The sequence below is a fragment of the Mariniblastus fucicola genome (assembly GCF_008087665.1).
In the GTDB taxonomy this organism is placed as follows: domain Bacteria; phylum Planctomycetota; class Planctomycetia; order Pirellulales; family Pirellulaceae; genus Mariniblastus; species Mariniblastus fucicola.
On record NZ_CP042912.1, the window covers coordinates 1,888,004 to 1,903,019 of the forward strand.

Annotated in this window: 11 protein-coding genes; 8 read left to right on the top strand and 3 right to left on the bottom strand. The window is 55.1% G+C overall.

All coding sequences use genetic code 11. From position 1 onward, the window contains the following. Window positions 1-37: 37 nt before the first annotated feature. Complete coding sequence (locus MFFC18_RS06945; RefSeq protein WP_075083218.1) at window positions 38-4,135, top strand: protein kinase domain-containing protein; 4,098 nt, start codon at window positions 38-40, stop codon at window positions 4,133-4,135. A gap of 362 nt (window positions 4,136-4,497) precedes the next feature. On the opposite strand, the gene MFFC18_RS06950 is transcribed toward MFFC18_RS06945, so the two are convergent. From MFFC18_RS06950 to MFFC18_RS06960, 3 genes are all read right to left on the bottom strand, one after another. Next, on the bottom strand, window positions 4,498-5,388 hold the full coding sequence (locus MFFC18_RS06950) for a PEP-CTERM sorting domain-containing protein (protein ID WP_075083219.1): 891 nt from the start codon (window positions 5,386-5,388) through the stop codon (window positions 4,498-4,500). A gap of 337 nt (window positions 5,389-5,725) precedes the next feature. Next, window positions 5,726-6,901 carry an ankyrin repeat domain-containing protein gene (locus MFFC18_RS06955; RefSeq protein ID WP_075083220.1) on the bottom strand — a complete coding sequence of 392 codons (1,176 nt, stop codon included), beginning with the start codon at window positions 6,899-6,901 and terminating at the stop codon, window positions 5,726-5,728. Between the two features lie 83 nt (window positions 6,902-6,984). Beyond that, on the bottom strand, window positions 6,985-7,857 hold the full coding sequence (locus MFFC18_RS06960; RefSeq protein WP_238381198.1) for a helix-turn-helix domain-containing protein: 873 nt from the start codon (window positions 7,855-7,857) through the stop codon (window positions 6,985-6,987). A 92-nt stretch (window positions 7,858-7,949) separates the two neighbouring features. On the opposite strand from MFFC18_RS06960, the gene MFFC18_RS06965 reads away from it, so the two are divergent. From MFFC18_RS06965 to rbsK, 7 genes are all read left to right on the top strand, one after another. After that, entirely contained in the window at window positions 7,950-9,164 is a 1,215-nt protein-coding gene (locus MFFC18_RS06965; RefSeq protein ID WP_084416930.1) for a zinc-dependent alcohol dehydrogenase, read from the top strand. A 127-nt stretch (window positions 9,165-9,291) separates the two neighbouring features. Then, window positions 9,292-9,699, top strand: a complete 408-nt coding sequence (gene rbsD / locus MFFC18_RS06970) for a D-ribose pyranase (RefSeq protein WP_075083222.1) — start codon at window positions 9,292-9,294, stop codon at window positions 9,697-9,699. 77 nt (window positions 9,700-9,776) lie between these two features. Beyond that, window positions 9,777-10,769, top strand: coding sequence for a D-ribose ABC transporter substrate-binding protein (locus MFFC18_RS06975; protein WP_075083223.1), 993 nt, complete (start codon window positions 9,777-9,779; stop codon window positions 10,767-10,769). After that, window positions 10,766-11,422: a DUF2291 domain-containing protein gene (locus MFFC18_RS06980; protein WP_075083224.1), complete on the top strand. Its 657-nt coding sequence runs from the start codon at window positions 10,766-10,768 to the stop codon at window positions 11,420-11,422. Before MFFC18_RS06975 ends, MFFC18_RS06980 begins: the two co-directional genes overlap by 4 nt. Then, the gene (locus MFFC18_RS25430; RefSeq protein WP_075083225.1) at window positions 11,419-13,074 is read left to right on the top strand and encodes a sugar ABC transporter ATP-binding protein; all 1,656 of its coding nucleotides are present in this window, start codon (window positions 11,419-11,421) and stop codon (window positions 13,072-13,074) included. The genes MFFC18_RS06980 and MFFC18_RS25430 overlap by 4 nt, the downstream gene beginning before the upstream one ends. Further along, window positions 13,071-14,042 carry an ABC transporter permease gene (locus MFFC18_RS06990; protein ID WP_075083226.1) on the top strand — a complete coding sequence of 324 codons (972 nt, stop codon included), beginning with the start codon at window positions 13,071-13,073 and terminating at the stop codon, window positions 14,040-14,042. Before MFFC18_RS25430 ends, MFFC18_RS06990 begins: the two co-directional genes overlap by 4 nt. Beyond that, window positions 14,039-14,980: a ribokinase gene (gene rbsK / locus MFFC18_RS06995; RefSeq protein WP_075083227.1), complete on the top strand. Its 942-nt coding sequence runs from the start codon at window positions 14,039-14,041 to the stop codon at window positions 14,978-14,980. The genes MFFC18_RS06990 and rbsK overlap by 4 nt, the downstream gene beginning before the upstream one ends. The last annotated feature ends 36 nt before the right edge of the window (window positions 14,981-15,016 follow it).

Consider the following 15,016-nt stretch of genomic DNA (forward strand, 5'->3'; position numbering starts at 1 on the left):
ACCAAGAGCCCCAATCCAGACACTCAAGGAATAACCAATGCCCAATCATCAACCCAAAACCTGTTTCGAAAAAGAAGTTCTTGCCAACTATCTCGGCGAGCAACTTTCGGAATCTGAAGAAGCCTCCATTCAGCAACACCTCGACGACTGTCCCAGCTGCCAACAGCAACTCGAACGCGTCGCTGCCGATCAGACGATGTGGGAAAGCCTCAAACGACACGTTTCTCTCTCCTCCGACATCTCCACTGAAACAGAAACCTATACGCGACGCCAAACGCTGATCGAGTTTCTTGCTCCCACCGACGACCCACGCATGCTGGGTCGTCTTGGCAACTACGAGATCTGCGGCTTCATCGGACAGGGCAGCACGGGAATCGTACTCAAAGCCTTCGAACCGAGCCTCAATCGCTACGTCGCCATCAAGGTCCTTTCGCCGGTTTACTCGTCCAACGGAGCTGCCCGCAAACGATTTGAACGCGAAGGCCGGGCTGTCGCTTCGGTCGTACACCCCAACATCGTGCCGATCCACGCTGTCGATCAGTTCCGTGGCTTGCCCTACATCGTGATGCAATACGTCCCGGGCCTTTCGCTGCTGCAGCGGCTCGACAAAGACGGCCCCATTGAAACCGAAGAGGTCGCTCGGGTTGGTTTGCAGGTCGCCAAGGGGCTTGCCGCCGCTCACAAAGTCGGCATCGTGCACCGTGATATCAAACCGGCCAACGTGATCCTGGAGAACACCATCGAACGCGCCATGGTGACGGATTTTGGGTTGGCCCGCGTCGCCGACGACGCTTCAATGACTCGAAGTGGAATGATCGCGGGCACGCCACAGTACATGTCGCCCGAACAGGCTCGTGGCGAAGCGATCGATGCCCGATCAGATTTGTTCAGCTTGGGCAGTTTGATGTACGCCGCTTGTACTGCTCGGCCGCCGTTCCGCGCCGAAACGATCGTTGGCGTCATCCATCGAGTCTGCAACACGAACCCGCGTCCGATCCGCGAAGTCAATCCAAAGATCGAACAGTGGATGTGCGACTTCATCGATCGTCTGATCGCGAAGGAGCCGAACAAGCGTTTTCAAACTGCGGACGAACTTTCATCTTTGTTGGCTCTAGAGCTGGCCTATCTGCAGAACCCAACGCAGACGATCAAGCCCACTCGCGAGTGGCGCGATGTCGAGAACAAGGTTGCTCCAATGGGTGAGCGGCAAGGCGCTAGCCGCCGGTACTCTAGCGCAACGGACCGACGGCTAGCGCCTCGTCGCTCACAGCTTCGGATCCGGCTAAAGCCGGTACTACAAACCGTTGCCGCATTGGGAGGTATCGTCCTCCTCACCGCCGCCTTCATCCCCGGCGTCGGCGACAAAGTAACCTCTCTCTTCTCCCCATCCAACAACGCTCCGCTCATTGCTCAATTCGATAGCGATGGCAAGGAGGATGACTCCGCTACGGTCGTCGAGACGACAACCAAAAACGGCGCCGAAATCATCTGGACCAAACACGAATCCGACTGGAGTACCGACGCGCTGGTCACCTACGACCAGAAATGGGAGAAGAGCTTCGACGTTGACTCTGACGGAACGCTCAAGCTGGACATCGATCAAGCCAACGTGCTTGTTCGCCCTGCCGACAACGATGGTTCAGTCACGGTCACCATGATGCGACGAGTCGAAGCGGCCTCATTGGGAAAAGCCAAGAAGATTTTCGATAACTACAAGCCTCGAATGTCTGTTAGCGACGATGGATTCGAACTCACTTGCGGATCAGAGGAAGAGGATCGCCCTGAATCAGTCGACCGTATCGTCTACCGCATCGCGATTCCACCAAAGTACAACGCCAACGTCAAACTCAAATCGGGCGACATCACGATCGGAGAACTCGACGGCGACGTGACCACCAACACCGGGTTTGGAGCCACCAGGATTGGCCACACCAAGGGTAACCTGAAAGTCGTCGGTCGCGGCGGATGCGTCGACATCACGGCCGGTTGCCAGGGCGGTGCTGACGTCGAAGGCGTCAACGCAGATGTCTACGCAGCCAATATCGGCGAATCATCACAGCTTCGTCTCTCCGGAGGCAACGTGTGGATCGGTGAATGCGAAGGTGAAATCTACGCTCAAACTTCTGGTGGCGACATCAAAGTCCAAAACGTACTTGGCAAGGTCGCTGGCTTTGCACTCGATGGCGACGTAGAAGTTCGACTCGACAAATCACCTGCAGCCGGCTGTCGCTTCGGTACAACCGGCGGTGAGCTAAACATGTTGATCAGCAGCAAAGTGGCAGCAACCGTTCGCACGACTGAACGTGGCCTCGAAGGATTTGAAGAATCTTCGGATGAGATTGGCATGACAGATCCCTTGTATGATCGAAAACTCAATGGCGGCGGTCAAGTTGTCCACGCCAAGGTCGATAGCGGCGAATTCAACTTCGCGGTTCTGGAACTTGAGGAAGGAGCCAGCTTTAGTGACGAAAGTCTCGGAGGAAGCGGCGTTCCTGATGGTCTTGGCGGAAGCGGAGGACTGAGCAGCAACACTCGCTACAACTTCCTCGCCGCTCGTGAAAAATTTTCCGCCGTTCCTGGAGCCGGAAAGATCACCAACGTCGCCTTGGATCGTGATGGCGACATGGATGGGTATTCGGTCTACTTGCCGGTTTCGTTCGATGGCAACGAAGACAAATATCCCGTGCTGATTTCGCTGGGAGGATCATGGAACGTCGGCAAAACGATTGACAGCGTCAACAACTGGGGCCTGTCGCGTCTGGTTCGCGATGAAAGCGACCTGTCGAACGAGCGAAACAGATTGTTGCTCGATTCCTTCATCATTGTTGCTCCGCACATCAAGAAAGGTCAGTACTCGGATCACGCAGAAACGATCCAGTACATCATCGACACCGTTGCCGATCAATATCGCGGCGACACCGATCGCGTGTACCTGACGGGCCTGAGCCGCGGCGGTCATGGAACCTGGGGCCTTGCGTCGAAGATGCCTGAGACCTTCGCCGCAGTAGTTCCTGTTGCCGGCAGCACCGATTTCGTTGATAGCTTCGAACCGATCGCTGAGACGTCGGTTTGGATCGCCTGCAACACCGGCGACGGCAACTACGGCGAAACGAAGGCAGCCATCGAAAAGATCGAAGACCTCAGTGACGAAAAGTTCCTGGTTGTCCACGATCCCGACGTCAGCAAAACCGACTATCTGAACCAGCGTTTTGTGCTCACCGCTCCTCGTCGCGATCATCACGACGCCTGGACCGAACTTTACACGCGAAACGAGTTCTATAAGTGGCTGCTGCAGCAAACCAGGGACGGGTCAGCTCCTGAAAGTGTCCTTGATTCTGGTCAAGGAAACGAACAAGAGGTCACTGGTGACTCAGTTTTGCCAAAGTCCCCAGGTGTTTTCAAAACGTTGAAGCTGTTCCTTCCCAACCCAAACGAAAAAGGAAAACTCATTGTTGATATCAATCGTGGCTCTATCGAAGTAGAAGGCTACGACGGCAAGGAAGTCGTTGTCGATATCCTGATGACTCCGCCGAAATTTCGAACATTCGACGGCGACGATCCCGAAATGAAGACACTCTTCTCGCCAACTTACGACCTTGATGTTGACCGCGAGAATAACTCTATCAAGTTTGATACCTACAATCAGGATTACGCACTAAACCTTCGCATTAGAGTTCCACGCGAGATCGACTTGTCCCTGGACGCCTACCGCGACGGTTACATTGAAGCAAAGAATGTGTCCGGGTCGATTCACGCCCACAGTGAGCACAGCGATATCCGTTTGCTCGACATTTCTGGCTCAGCAACTGCATTCAGTCGCAACGGTAACCTGACAGTCAGCTTTCTCGAGGTTATCGATACTGCAAAGCTGGACTTTGAGTCCTACAACGGAGCAATTGACCTGACCTTGCCCGAAGGCATCGCAGCAACCACTGCGATCTCATCCGGAACAGGTTCCTTCCGCACGAGCTTCGATATCGTTTCCATCGAGGAACAAGACGGTCCTGAATCGATCCTCTCCAAAGTCAAAAAGAACGTCGACGAGTATCAATTTGGCGAGATCAATGGCGGTGGCGTTCCGCTGCGGATCGAAAATGAGAATGGCAGTGTCGCGGTTCGCAAGACTGCAAACTAAAGGGTTGCCGCAATGGTCGCAAGTCGTCAGAATCGATTAACTGAAGCGCCCTGGCCTCGGTCGTAGAGTGGTTTGGAACCGCGGCTAGCGTTGCCTCGGCTGATCGCCATTGAGCAACCGGGGCTAGTTGGAGCAGGTCTACCTCCAAGCGGTGTCTTCCTGAACTACTTTGGCCGAACACATCAACTGCTCTGCTCTTTGCAAGCAGGTCGTTGCTTCATCGACGTATCCGTTTGCTGATGCAATTCAGGCTCGGTTGGCGGCGCGCTCGCAGGATGCAGCCTGCTACGTGTTGCGGCTGGCGGAATGAAAACGGTTGAGCAGCTGTACCATCGGCAACTTCGACTCACGCAATGTGGCCTCTATTTTTCAGGCCTGCGGCGACAAGCCCCGGCGACCAGAAGCAACAGCAGCGCTGCTCCGGTAGATGGTTCTGGAACCGAAGCGATGCTTGTGGCGGTAAACTGAAAGTCATCGAAGAAGCTTTTACCAGCGCCGTCATCCATCTGAAGGTGCAAGTATTGGACTGTCGTGTCACTGATTTCCGCGTTCCATGCCATCTCGGTCGATGAAAATGTGTTTTCGTTTGCGTCGGTGAATCCAATCGCTGATGTTTTGTTTTGCATGTCCAGTGTCAAGGTGACTCGGGTCCAGGTGCTATTGCTGGCTTGCAAGTTCGTGCTTTGCCAATTCACCCCGTCCACACTGTAGTCGACACGCGGAGCATTTTGGTTGCCAAGCGAATACATGCCAATACTGGCCAGAATTTCTCCGGTTCCATTGAGTAGGTTGGTGCGTTGGTAGATCCCCTCTGGATAGAAAAACGAAAAGTCATTGCTCCAAGTGTCCGGACAGATCCAGTAACTCAGGTTCAATGTTCCGTCGGCATTCGATTTTGGATCGATACCGCTGGTGTCCGCAGCGCTCAGTTCGTATCGGTAGTCGGCTCCGTCTCCACCGGATGCGTATTGGCTTTCAGTTCGCAAGTCCAGCAGCACATTACCTTCTTTGGGAGCAGCACTACCGAACGCACCAGCGGTAACCAGTTCGCCTTGGGTCACAACGGGGTTGGGGCTGTCGATTTTTGTCCAATTGCCGACCAGAGGCTGATTGGTCACGTCGACAAAATCAGTCGAATAGGTTTCAAGTCCGCCAAGCAGGTTGTCGGCGCGCGTTGGCGAGGCGAAAACAGTGACGAGAATCAGCGTGAAAGGTGAGAGGCTGAGAGTACGGAAGTAGGTTGCTGCGTTCATTGCAGACGTTCTCCATGAAAAAGGAAGGGGCCGAGTTGGTGGACGCAACTTGGCTGAGAAACCGGTTTCGTGGGCAATAAAACGTTGGGTTGCGATTGGCCGCTATGTGGTGTCAAAGTTCCCAAACTTTCCGCTCCCAGAAATTTTGGCCCTTACCGCCGGTAACGTCGATACAACCTGATCAATTCAGGGGTCGGGAGTCCGGTGGCTTCCGTGGCGCAAGCTCCGAACGCGCGCCATTGATCGCAGCGGGATTTCTGATGGCCAAACGCCTCAATCCGGACCTGATTCTCAGTGTGATTCGCCCTCAGAGAGGCTGGGCATTCCGACGCCGCCTTCAGCGTTGCTGCGCAAGGAACGCCGCGAGTTGTTCCAGCCCGTGTTCCGCTGCGGTTTCGGACACGGTCTTGTTGGTCTTGGGGCTTTTGGAATCCGGATCGAATCCATACTCAATGAACAGCTTCGCCAGCCGAATCGCGTCGGCTTCGGTGCCCAGTCGTTCGCACTTGAAGCCGTAGTGGCTTTTCTGAATGAAGTCCTCCGCGACCAGGTGGAGCGGAATGAAAGGATCGCCTCGGTCATATTTTTCGTTCAAGGCGTCCTTTGATTTCAGGAACTCCAGCTGGGACTTGATCAGCGCAAAATACTGATCAATGTCACCATCGCGGTTGTGGCTGGTGATCGCGTTTTCGATCGAATGCCGGGCAAAATCGGGCGTGTAAAGGTCCGGGCAAAGCTCCATGCAGGCGCGTACCGATTTCGGATAGCCACACCAGGTCGCAGCGCCTTTGACGTTGTCAAGCACGGTTCCTCGCGGCCAGTTGCTGACCGGTCCCGCATCGCTGGCATGATGCTGCAGCAGTTCCGCAATCAACGCGTGTTGTTCGTGGCGGACAAGCGTGAACAGTGACGGCTGCCCGCCCAATTCAATGACTCGTTGCAGTAAGTTCAGTTCGGGAAAATCATCGCTGGAAACGGGTTCGCCATCGGCTTTTTTAACTGCCGTGTAGGTCTCAAAGGCCTTGCGAAAAAGCTTGGCGACTTCCGCGTCGCAATCACGTTTGTATCGCCACGTTTCGCCTGGTTGATAGTCGGCTTCCGTGTCCCACAGATTGTTGAAAGTGCAGTCGACGAACGGCGTCGAACAATACGGAAACGCAACCAGCGACGGGTTGTAATCCAGAATCAGATGCACCACGTCGTAGTTGTCCAAACCGCGCCGATTGGATTCGTGGAAAGCGTTCAGCAGCGGCATCCCGCGCTCGCGTGGTTCTTCGACGCCCAGCTTTGCGTCCGGGTCGGCGCCGGCGTTGAGCAAAGCTTTCACCAGATCGGTATCCAGCCTGTTTGCGGCGCGATAAAGAGGAAAGCCATCGGTGTGCAAACTGTCAGGCCGATAGTTCCGGCCAGCCAGCGTGGAGTCTTCCTCAAGCATCGCGATGGCGGTTTCGCCAAGACCGTTCGTTATCGCGTCCCAGAAGGATTCGAGTTTCTCGTTTTCAGGTCCTGACATCACGGTCTCGCATTGGCGAAAGGGATTTGGGCTGGGACGAATCGCAGGTTGGCCCGTTTCAACGGGAGCGAATTCTACATTGGCTACTGTCGGCAGTGTTTGCGAAAGCCTCTTGGCGTCATGCCGGTGGACTCTTTGAAGGCGCGGTTGAATCGGCTGAGCGATTCAAACCCTGAATCGAAGGCCACGTTTACGATCTGGTCATCGCGAGTCACCAGCAGTCGCTGGGCTTCCGCGATGCGGTGTCGGGTGACCAGCGAGTTTAGCGTTGTGCCGAACGTCTTTCGAAACAGCGTTGCTGCATAGTCCGGATGCAAGTCAACGCTGTCGGCAATGTCCTTGATCAGCAGGCGTGATTTAAAGTTGCGGGCAATGAAGCACGCCATGCGTTCAGCCTTTTCGAGGTTGGGCGACGTGCGCCCCAAGCCATCGTCCCGGTTCGGTGCACTGGTTTGTTTATGCTGCGATCTGGCCAGACGAAGCAGGCGGGCTTTCAGTTCCAGCAACACGATTTCCTGAACGTCGGCCGAATCGCGAGTCAAATCGTGATGCCACTGAGCGAACAGTTCGCTGTCGCGGGAAGAAACGGCTTCGCTTCGATCGCTGCAAATCGCATTGCCGGTGATCAACTGCGTCTGCAGGTGCTCGGGCAATCCCCATTGCAGGAATCGGCCAAACGGAATCGTGATCACGTAATAGTTCTCAACATCGCGGAACTCCACGATCTGATGGGGCACCGCTGCCCAGAACAGAGACAGCGTTTTGGCCTCGACCGTCACCCGCCGGCCTCCGATCAAATAGGTCAGCGAACCACGATCGAGGAAGTTGACTTCGATCTCGTCGTGCTGATCGGGACGTGGCATCTGCACCGGCTCCCAGATCTCGCAGGTGAAACCGTAAGGCTCAAAGTCGGGTCGTAGGGTGTCAAATTGCTCCATGACCTCAGGATAGTGCAAGTTTATGCCTTAATCGAGGGAGAATATGCGTTTCTCTGCTGTAAAACAGACAGCGAACTGGAACAACACAGACTTTTGCAGGGAAAATTGCCATGAGCAACGTCCTCGACAAAACGGAAAAAGCGACTGCCGCCAGCAGCTCAACCAAACCAGAAACCGTGCGAGCGGTCGCCATGACGGCGCCGGGACAGACGGAAATGAGGTCCTATCCCTATCCGACGATGGATCAGGATTCGGCGATTCTCAAAGTAGACATGGCGGGTATCTGTGGCACGGATCGCCACATTTACAAAGGAGAAGCCACCGAGCTGCGCGGGAAGTCGATCTTTCCGTACGTTGGTGGCCACGAAGTCATCGGCACGATCATGGAGATCGGCGACAACGCGGCAAAAGTCATGGACTACGACCGGCAGCCACTTGAAGTCGGTGATCGTGTCGCACTTGCGGTGGAAGTCAATTGCGGCCACTGCATCTACTGCCGCAAGCATTACAACAACACGACTTGCCTGAATCAGATTCAGGCTTACGGCTTGCATCCGAACTGCGAGACCAAGCCTTATCTTCGCGGTGGCTTTGCCGAGTACATGTACATCATGCCTGGCACGCATCTGTTCAAGGTTCCCGAAGAGATGCCAACCGACGTGGCGGTCTTCGTCGAAGAGATGGCGGTTGCCTATCATTCGCTTGGTCGGGCGTCGAGCATGTTCGCGCCGGTCAACGAAGGCTTTGGCCCTGGGCAGTCAGTCGCCGTTTTGGGCAACGGCCCGTTGGGGATTCTGCACGGCATTATGGCGGACATTCACGGTGCGGGTTTGAAGATCGCAACGGATTTGTCTGATCTGCGACTTGGGATTGCCGAAGGCCTGTATGCGGATGTGACGTTGAACGCGTCCAGGATGTCAACCGACGAGCGAATTGCTCGCGTGAAGGAGATGACAGACGGCGGTGTCGGTCCGGATTTGGTGATCGAGTGTGCCGGTGAGCCCGAAGCGTTTATCGAAGCCCTGAAGATGGTTCGTAAAGGCGGCACGGTCATTGAAGTCGGTAACTGGGTGGACATGGGTAAGCCTGTGAATCTCGATGTGATGAGGCACATCAGTTCCAAGAACCTGCACATTCATTCGGTGTTCCACTGCGGCACCGATTGGCGTCCAGTGCTCAAGATTCTCCAACAGCAGTCAAAACGGTTTGACTTCCCGTCGTTGATTACGCATCGATTGGGTCTGGATGAGTTGGTTGATCAGTTCGGGACGGTCACGAACTTCGACGAGTGCTGTAAAATTGAAGTGATCCCGCACAAGGCTTAGTCCAAAGACTGGAAGAAAGCGGCGAGCCTGACGCACGTATGTGTGGCAAGGGCTTGCTGCAGATTTCCTCGCACCGCAACAATATCCTTGCGGCTCGCAGCTTTCTTTCCTGTTTAGATCACGGAAAATGAAACGATCCCGACTGCTCAACAGCGAACTCAGTTACGCCATCAGCCGCATTGGTCACACCGCGTCCATCACGTTATGCGATGCCGGGTTGCCGATTCCGCCCGGTCCGCAGCGAATCGATCTTGCCATCGAAAACGGTTATCCATCGTTCCTGCGCACGCTGGATGCGTTGCTGAGTGAAATGATGGTGGAAGAAATCGTCGTTGCGACTGAAATTCATGAGCACAACGATTCCGTTTTCGTTCAGATGATGGAATCGTTCGAATCGCATTCCATGTCACCAGCGGTTACCAAAGTTTCGCATGAGGAGTTCAAGCAGTTGACTCAATCCAGCGAAGCCATCGTTCGTACCGGCGAGTGCACACCGTATGCGAATGTGATATTGAAATCAGGAGTCGTGTTTTAGGGTCCCGTGACGCGGTCCAGGCGGCGATTGCGTCCGCTGCGATCTGTCGAAATCGCCTTTACCAATAATAGAGAATCATGAAGCAAATAACCTCCATTCTGTCCCTCGCATTTGCCATGTTCATTGCTGCCACGATCGGCTGCAACAGCGACACGCCCAGCAAAACCGCTGGTGAAAATGATGCTGAAGGAGGCAGTGACAGCAAACGCATCGCCGTGGTCGTTTCCACGCTCAACAATCCCTGGTTCGTCGTGCTGGCCGAAGCCGGCAAAGAGAATGCGGAAAAACTTGGCTATGAAGCTACCATCTTCGATTCGCAAAACGATCCGGCCAAGGAAACGGAGCACTTCGACAATATCGTTTCTTCCGGCTATGCCGCAGTGCTTTTCAATCCGACGGATGGCGATGGCTCAATCGCAAACGTAAAACGCGCCAAGGAGGCTGGCGTCCCGGTGTTCTGCATGGATCGCGAAATCAACTCGACCGACGTCGCGGTCACCCAGATCCTTTCCGACAATTATTCCGGCTGTGTATCGCTTGGCCAGCACTTCGTCAAAGAGGTTGGCGAATCGGGAAAATACGTCGAGCTGCTGGGGCTGGTCGGCGACAACAATACCTTCAACCGATCCAAAGGTTTCCACAGTGTCGTCGATCGCTATCCTGATCTGGAAATGGTGGCTCAGCAAAGCGCCGATTTTGATCGCGCAAAAGCTTTGGAGGTCATGGAGTCAATCCTGCAAGCCAATCCCGACATCAACGCGGTTTTCTGTGGTAACGATGCAATGGCAATGGGTGCCTATCAGGCGCTCAAGGCATCCGGCAAAGCTGATTCGGTCAAAGTTTTCGGATTCGACGGCGCTGACGACGTGGTGAACTTGATCAAGGAAGGAAAGATCGCCGCCACCGGCATGCAGTTCCCCAAACTGATGGCTCGCACTGCTGCGGAATCCGCGGACAAATATCTCAACGGCGATACGGATTTCCCTCAAAAAGTTCCAGTCACTGTTGAACTCGTCCACCAGGGAAATGCGGACAGCTTCGGCGACTATGGCCGAGAGGAAACCGAGTGAAAAAGAGCGGCGGCCGATGGGGGATTCGAATCGCGCTCGCTTTGGCGTGCGTTGTGTTGCTCTATTTCTTTCCACTGTTTCGCGTGGTGGCTCTCAGCGATGTCGATACGCCATCAATTAACAATGGCGCCGTGCAGTTCGATGCCACGACGTTTGTCGACTCGTTCTGGTCGGACAAACTTCTTCCCGGAGAAAACAAGGCCACGAATATTGCCGAGCTAATCACGGCGATTGAAAAAGACAAAGCATCGGCAAAGGAATCGTTTGGTCGTACCGTTGGGCTTAGCCGAAGCTATTTCTATTTCGTCAAAGGCACAGGTCGCGTTGTTAAAGTCAAACGCAACACGATCGGAATTGCAATCGACGAAAGTTCAACCGCGCCGCAAGTTCTGCTGGACATCGGACCCATTTTCGGCAACGTTGTTCGCGACGGAACGGGCTTGTTGGACGTCAACGATTTTGCGAACTCGCAGGACTTCAACGCGATTTCAACGGAGCTCAACCGGCGCATCGAAGCCGACGTGCAACCGGCGCTGCGTGAGAAGGCTATCGCAGGAGCCAACGTTCGCTTCACTGGTTGCGTGCAAATCACCGATGAAAGCTCGGACCTTTCGCCGCTGAGGATCGTTCCCTTTTTCGCGGAGGTCCCATGAACGACTCTTCCGATGTCATTCTTCAAGCCAATTCGATTTCGAAGTCTTTCCCGGGAGTCAAAGCACTCGATGGCGTTGATTTGACGCTTCGCGCCGGTCGCTTGACGGCCTTGCTGGGCGAAAACGGCGCCGGCAAGTCAACGCTGATGAAAATCCTGGCCGGTGTTCAGCCGCCAGACGAAGGCGAATTGATCCTTGATGGCGAAGCCGTTCAGTTCTCGAACCCACGCGAAGCACTCGACCGTGGCATCGCGATGATCTACCAGGAATTGAGCCTCGTTCCTGATCTGACGGTGGCCGAGAACATCTTTCTTGGTCGCGAGCCGGTGCAGCTTGGCGGGGCGATGATCGACTATCGCGAAATGAACCGTCGCACCGCCGATTGGATGAAGCTACTGGAGATGGATGTCTCTCCAACGACCAGCGTGGGTAGGCTTCGAGTCGGTCAACAGCAGCTGATTGAGATTGCGCGTGCTCTTGCCGGTGACGTTCGCGTTTTGATTCTGGACGAACCCACTTCGGCAATTTCAGAGCATGAAACAGAAGTCCTTTTCCGCCGCATCGCGGACTTGAAGCAACGCGGCGTGGCGATGGTTTACATCACGCACCGCCTTGAGGAACTGGAACGTATCGCCGACGACGTGGCAATCATGCGGGATGGTCAGCTGGTCGGAAGCGGCGAGTATGGCGTCCGTAGTAAGTCTGAGCGACAAGGCGCTAGCCGTCGGTTCGTTGCAGCGGAAAACCGGCGGCTAGCGCCTGGCCGCTCACCTGTCGAGCAGCGTCTGGCTGAAGCCGGTACTACAAACAAATTCACCCACGACGAAATGGTCCGCTTGATGGCCGGCCGCGACGTGAAAACTTCCCAACGATCCTCGTCGGCTACCGAAAATGAAGTGCTTCGCGTGAAAGGCATCTCGTTGCCACATCCCACACGCGTCGATGACTTTCTGGTCAACGATGTCGACCTCCACGTTCATCGCGGCGAAGTGCTGGGCATCTTCGGCTTGATGGGGGCGGGACGAACCGAACTTTTGGAGTGCGTTTTTGGGTTGCATCATGGCGTTGCCTCGGGCGACGTTCAGATCGAAGGCAACGATGTGACGATCCGTCGGCCAGGCGAAGCGATCGAACATGGACTTGCTTTGGTCCCGGAAGACCGAAAACGCGACGGACTGGTTTTGCCAATGACCGTCGGCGAAAACGCGAGCCTTGCCAGTCTGCGGCGGGCCGAAAAGTTTGGTTTGCTCAGTTCAAAGTCGCTTCGCGATCACGTTCATCCGTTTGTCGAACGGTTTCGCGTCAAGACACCTTCATTGCGGGAGCGGATCGTCAACTTGAGTGGGGGCAATCAACAGAAAGTCATCCTGGCGAAATGGTTGGCGACGCAGCCAAAGGTACTGATGCTCGACGAGCCGACTCGTGGCATCGACGTGCAAGCCAAAAACGAAATCTACGAATTGATTAACGAGCTAACGGCCGAAGGTCTGGCTGTCGTGATGGTGTCATCCGAACTGCCGGAAGTGATGGCGGTTTCGGATCGCATTCTTGTGATGTGTGAGGGTCGTGCTACGCAAGAGTTTTCTCGCGACCAGGCCACTGACGAAAAGATATTACATGCCGCATTGCCAGGGAGGGCCGCGACGATATGAAACTGGACCGCGAACATCTGGCAAAGTTTCAATCGCTGATTGCGCTCACCGCGATGGTTGTTGCGATGAGCTTGCTGTCGAGCAACTTTCTCACTGCCGACAACGGATTGAATATTCTGAGACAGATTTCAGTTAACCTCTGCCTGTCAATCGGGATGACGCTGATCATTCTCACCGGCGGCATCGACCTTTCCGTAGGAGCGATCCTCGCATTGTCGGGAGCGATTGCGGCGGGCTTGCTCAAGAATGGAGTCCGGCTGGAGGCGTTGGGGTTGGGATTGGAGTTCACTGTTTTTGGAGCAGTCGTTGCGGGGTTGCTTGCAGGCGCGGCGGCAGGTTTGTTCAACGGTTTGGCGATTACCAAATTCAAAATTCCTCCTTTTGTGGCGACGCTGGGGATGTTTAGCATCGCCCGAGGTCTGACGATGCTATGGACCGGCGGCTTTCCGATTACAGGACTCGGCGATACCTTCGGCTGGATCGGATCGGGCATGCTGTTTTCGATTCCCGCTCCGGTTTGGATATCCGCGACGTTGGTGTTGGCTTTCGTGTTGTTGACTCGGCTCACTCGATTCGGCCGACATATTTACGCCGTTGGAGGCAACGAACGCGCCGCATTGTTGACGGGGCTTCCGGTCGATCGAATAAAGATCGCGGTTTATACGCTAGGCGGATTGCTTTCTGCAGCCGCAGCCATGATCGTGACGGCTCGACTTGATTCAGCTCAACCGAACGCTGGTTTAGGCTACGAACTCGACTCGATTGCCGCCGTTGTCATTGGAGGCACATCACTTTCGGGAGGCCGCGGAAGTGTTTTGGGAACCGTGATTGGGTGCTTGATCATCGGCGTGCTTAACAACGGACTTTTCTTGCTAAACGTTTCCCCATTTTGGCAACAAGTGGTGAAAGGCTTTGTGATCTTGGCCGCGGTTGCCGTGGATCGAATGAGTCAGGTGGATTCCAGATGAGCGAAAGCAAAACACCTCGAATCTGCGTCGTCGGTTCAGCCAATATTGATTTGATCTTTCGCACGCCGCGAATGCCGGCTCTTGGAGAAACGATTGCCGGAACGGCCCTGCACCAGTGTATGGGAGGCAAAGGCGCGAACCAGGCAGTCGTGGCGGCGCGACTTGGCGGAGAGGTTACTTTCATCGCAAGCGTCGGCAGCGATGCGTTCGGTGCTGAATCCATTTCGGCCTACGAAGCGGAAGGCATCGATGCGTCCTACATCAGCCGCGCGTCCGATCAGCCGACAGGAACCGCAGCAATTTTTGTCGACGACGAAGCGGAGAATTGCATCATCGTGGTGGCCGGTGCCAACGCTTTGCTTTCACCAGAAAGCATTCGTGCTGCGGCGAACGTCATCGAACAATCCGATGCGGTGCTTTGCCAGCTGGAAACGCCTGTAGATGCGGCGGTGGAGGCCTTTCGCATCGCGCGTGCAGCGAACACGACCACGATCCTGACGCCGGCTCCTGCAAAAAGTGTCACCGATGAGTTGCTGTCTTTGTGCGACGTTTGCGTGCCCAACAAAACAGAGATCACGTTGATCAGCGGGATTGCAATTGAGTCAGAAGACGACGCGATACGCGCGGCCGAAGTGCTGCGGGCCAAAGGAGTGAAGCAAGTTGCTTTGACCCTTGGCAGTGAGGGAGTGTTGGTGCTGGACGATTTTGGCCAGACAAAGATCCCGGCGATGAAGGTCGCTGCGGTGGACACGACCGGGGCAGGCGATGCCTTCACTGGCGGACTTGCCATGTCACTTGCCGGAAGCCCTGGTCTGGCCGATGCCGCGAGACGGGCCGCGATCGTTGCCGCCATTTCCGTTACCAAAATCGGCACACAAACATCATTTCCAACGCTCGAAGAAGTTGAAGCCTGGACCACCAAAAAGGAAACGTCATGATTCACAGATTGAAGCCAGTTCGCAGTGCCGTGCTCA

Coding starts and splice junctions, on each gene's coding strand:
- rbsD (WP_075083222.1), top strand. CDS start 9,292: ATGAAACGATCCCGACTGCTCAACAGCGAACTCAGTTACGCCATCAGC.
- rbsK (WP_075083227.1), top strand. CDS start 14,039: ATGAGCGAAAGCAAAACACCTCGAATCTGCGTCGTCGGTTCAGCCAAT.
- MFFC18_RS06965 (WP_084416930.1), top strand. CDS start 7,950: ATGAGCAACGTCCTCGACAAAACGGAAAAAGCGACTGCCGCCAGCAGC.
- MFFC18_RS06945 (WP_075083218.1), top strand. CDS start 38: ATGCCCAATCATCAACCCAAAACCTGTTTCGAAAAAGAAGTTCTTGCC.
- MFFC18_RS06990 (WP_075083226.1), top strand. CDS start 13,071: ATGAAACTGGACCGCGAACATCTGGCAAAGTTTCAATCGCTGATTGCG.
- MFFC18_RS06975 (WP_075083223.1), top strand. CDS start 9,777: ATGAAGCAAATAACCTCCATTCTGTCCCTCGCATTTGCCATGTTCATT.
- MFFC18_RS06950 (WP_075083219.1), bottom strand. CDS start 5,388: ATGAACGCAGCAACCTACTTCCGTACTCTCAGCCTCTCACCTTTCACG.
- MFFC18_RS06955 (WP_075083220.1), bottom strand. CDS start 6,901: ATGTCAGGACCTGAAAACGAGAAACTCGAATCCTTCTGGGACGCGATA.
- MFFC18_RS25430 (WP_075083225.1), top strand. CDS start 11,419: ATGAACGACTCTTCCGATGTCATTCTTCAAGCCAATTCGATTTCGAAG.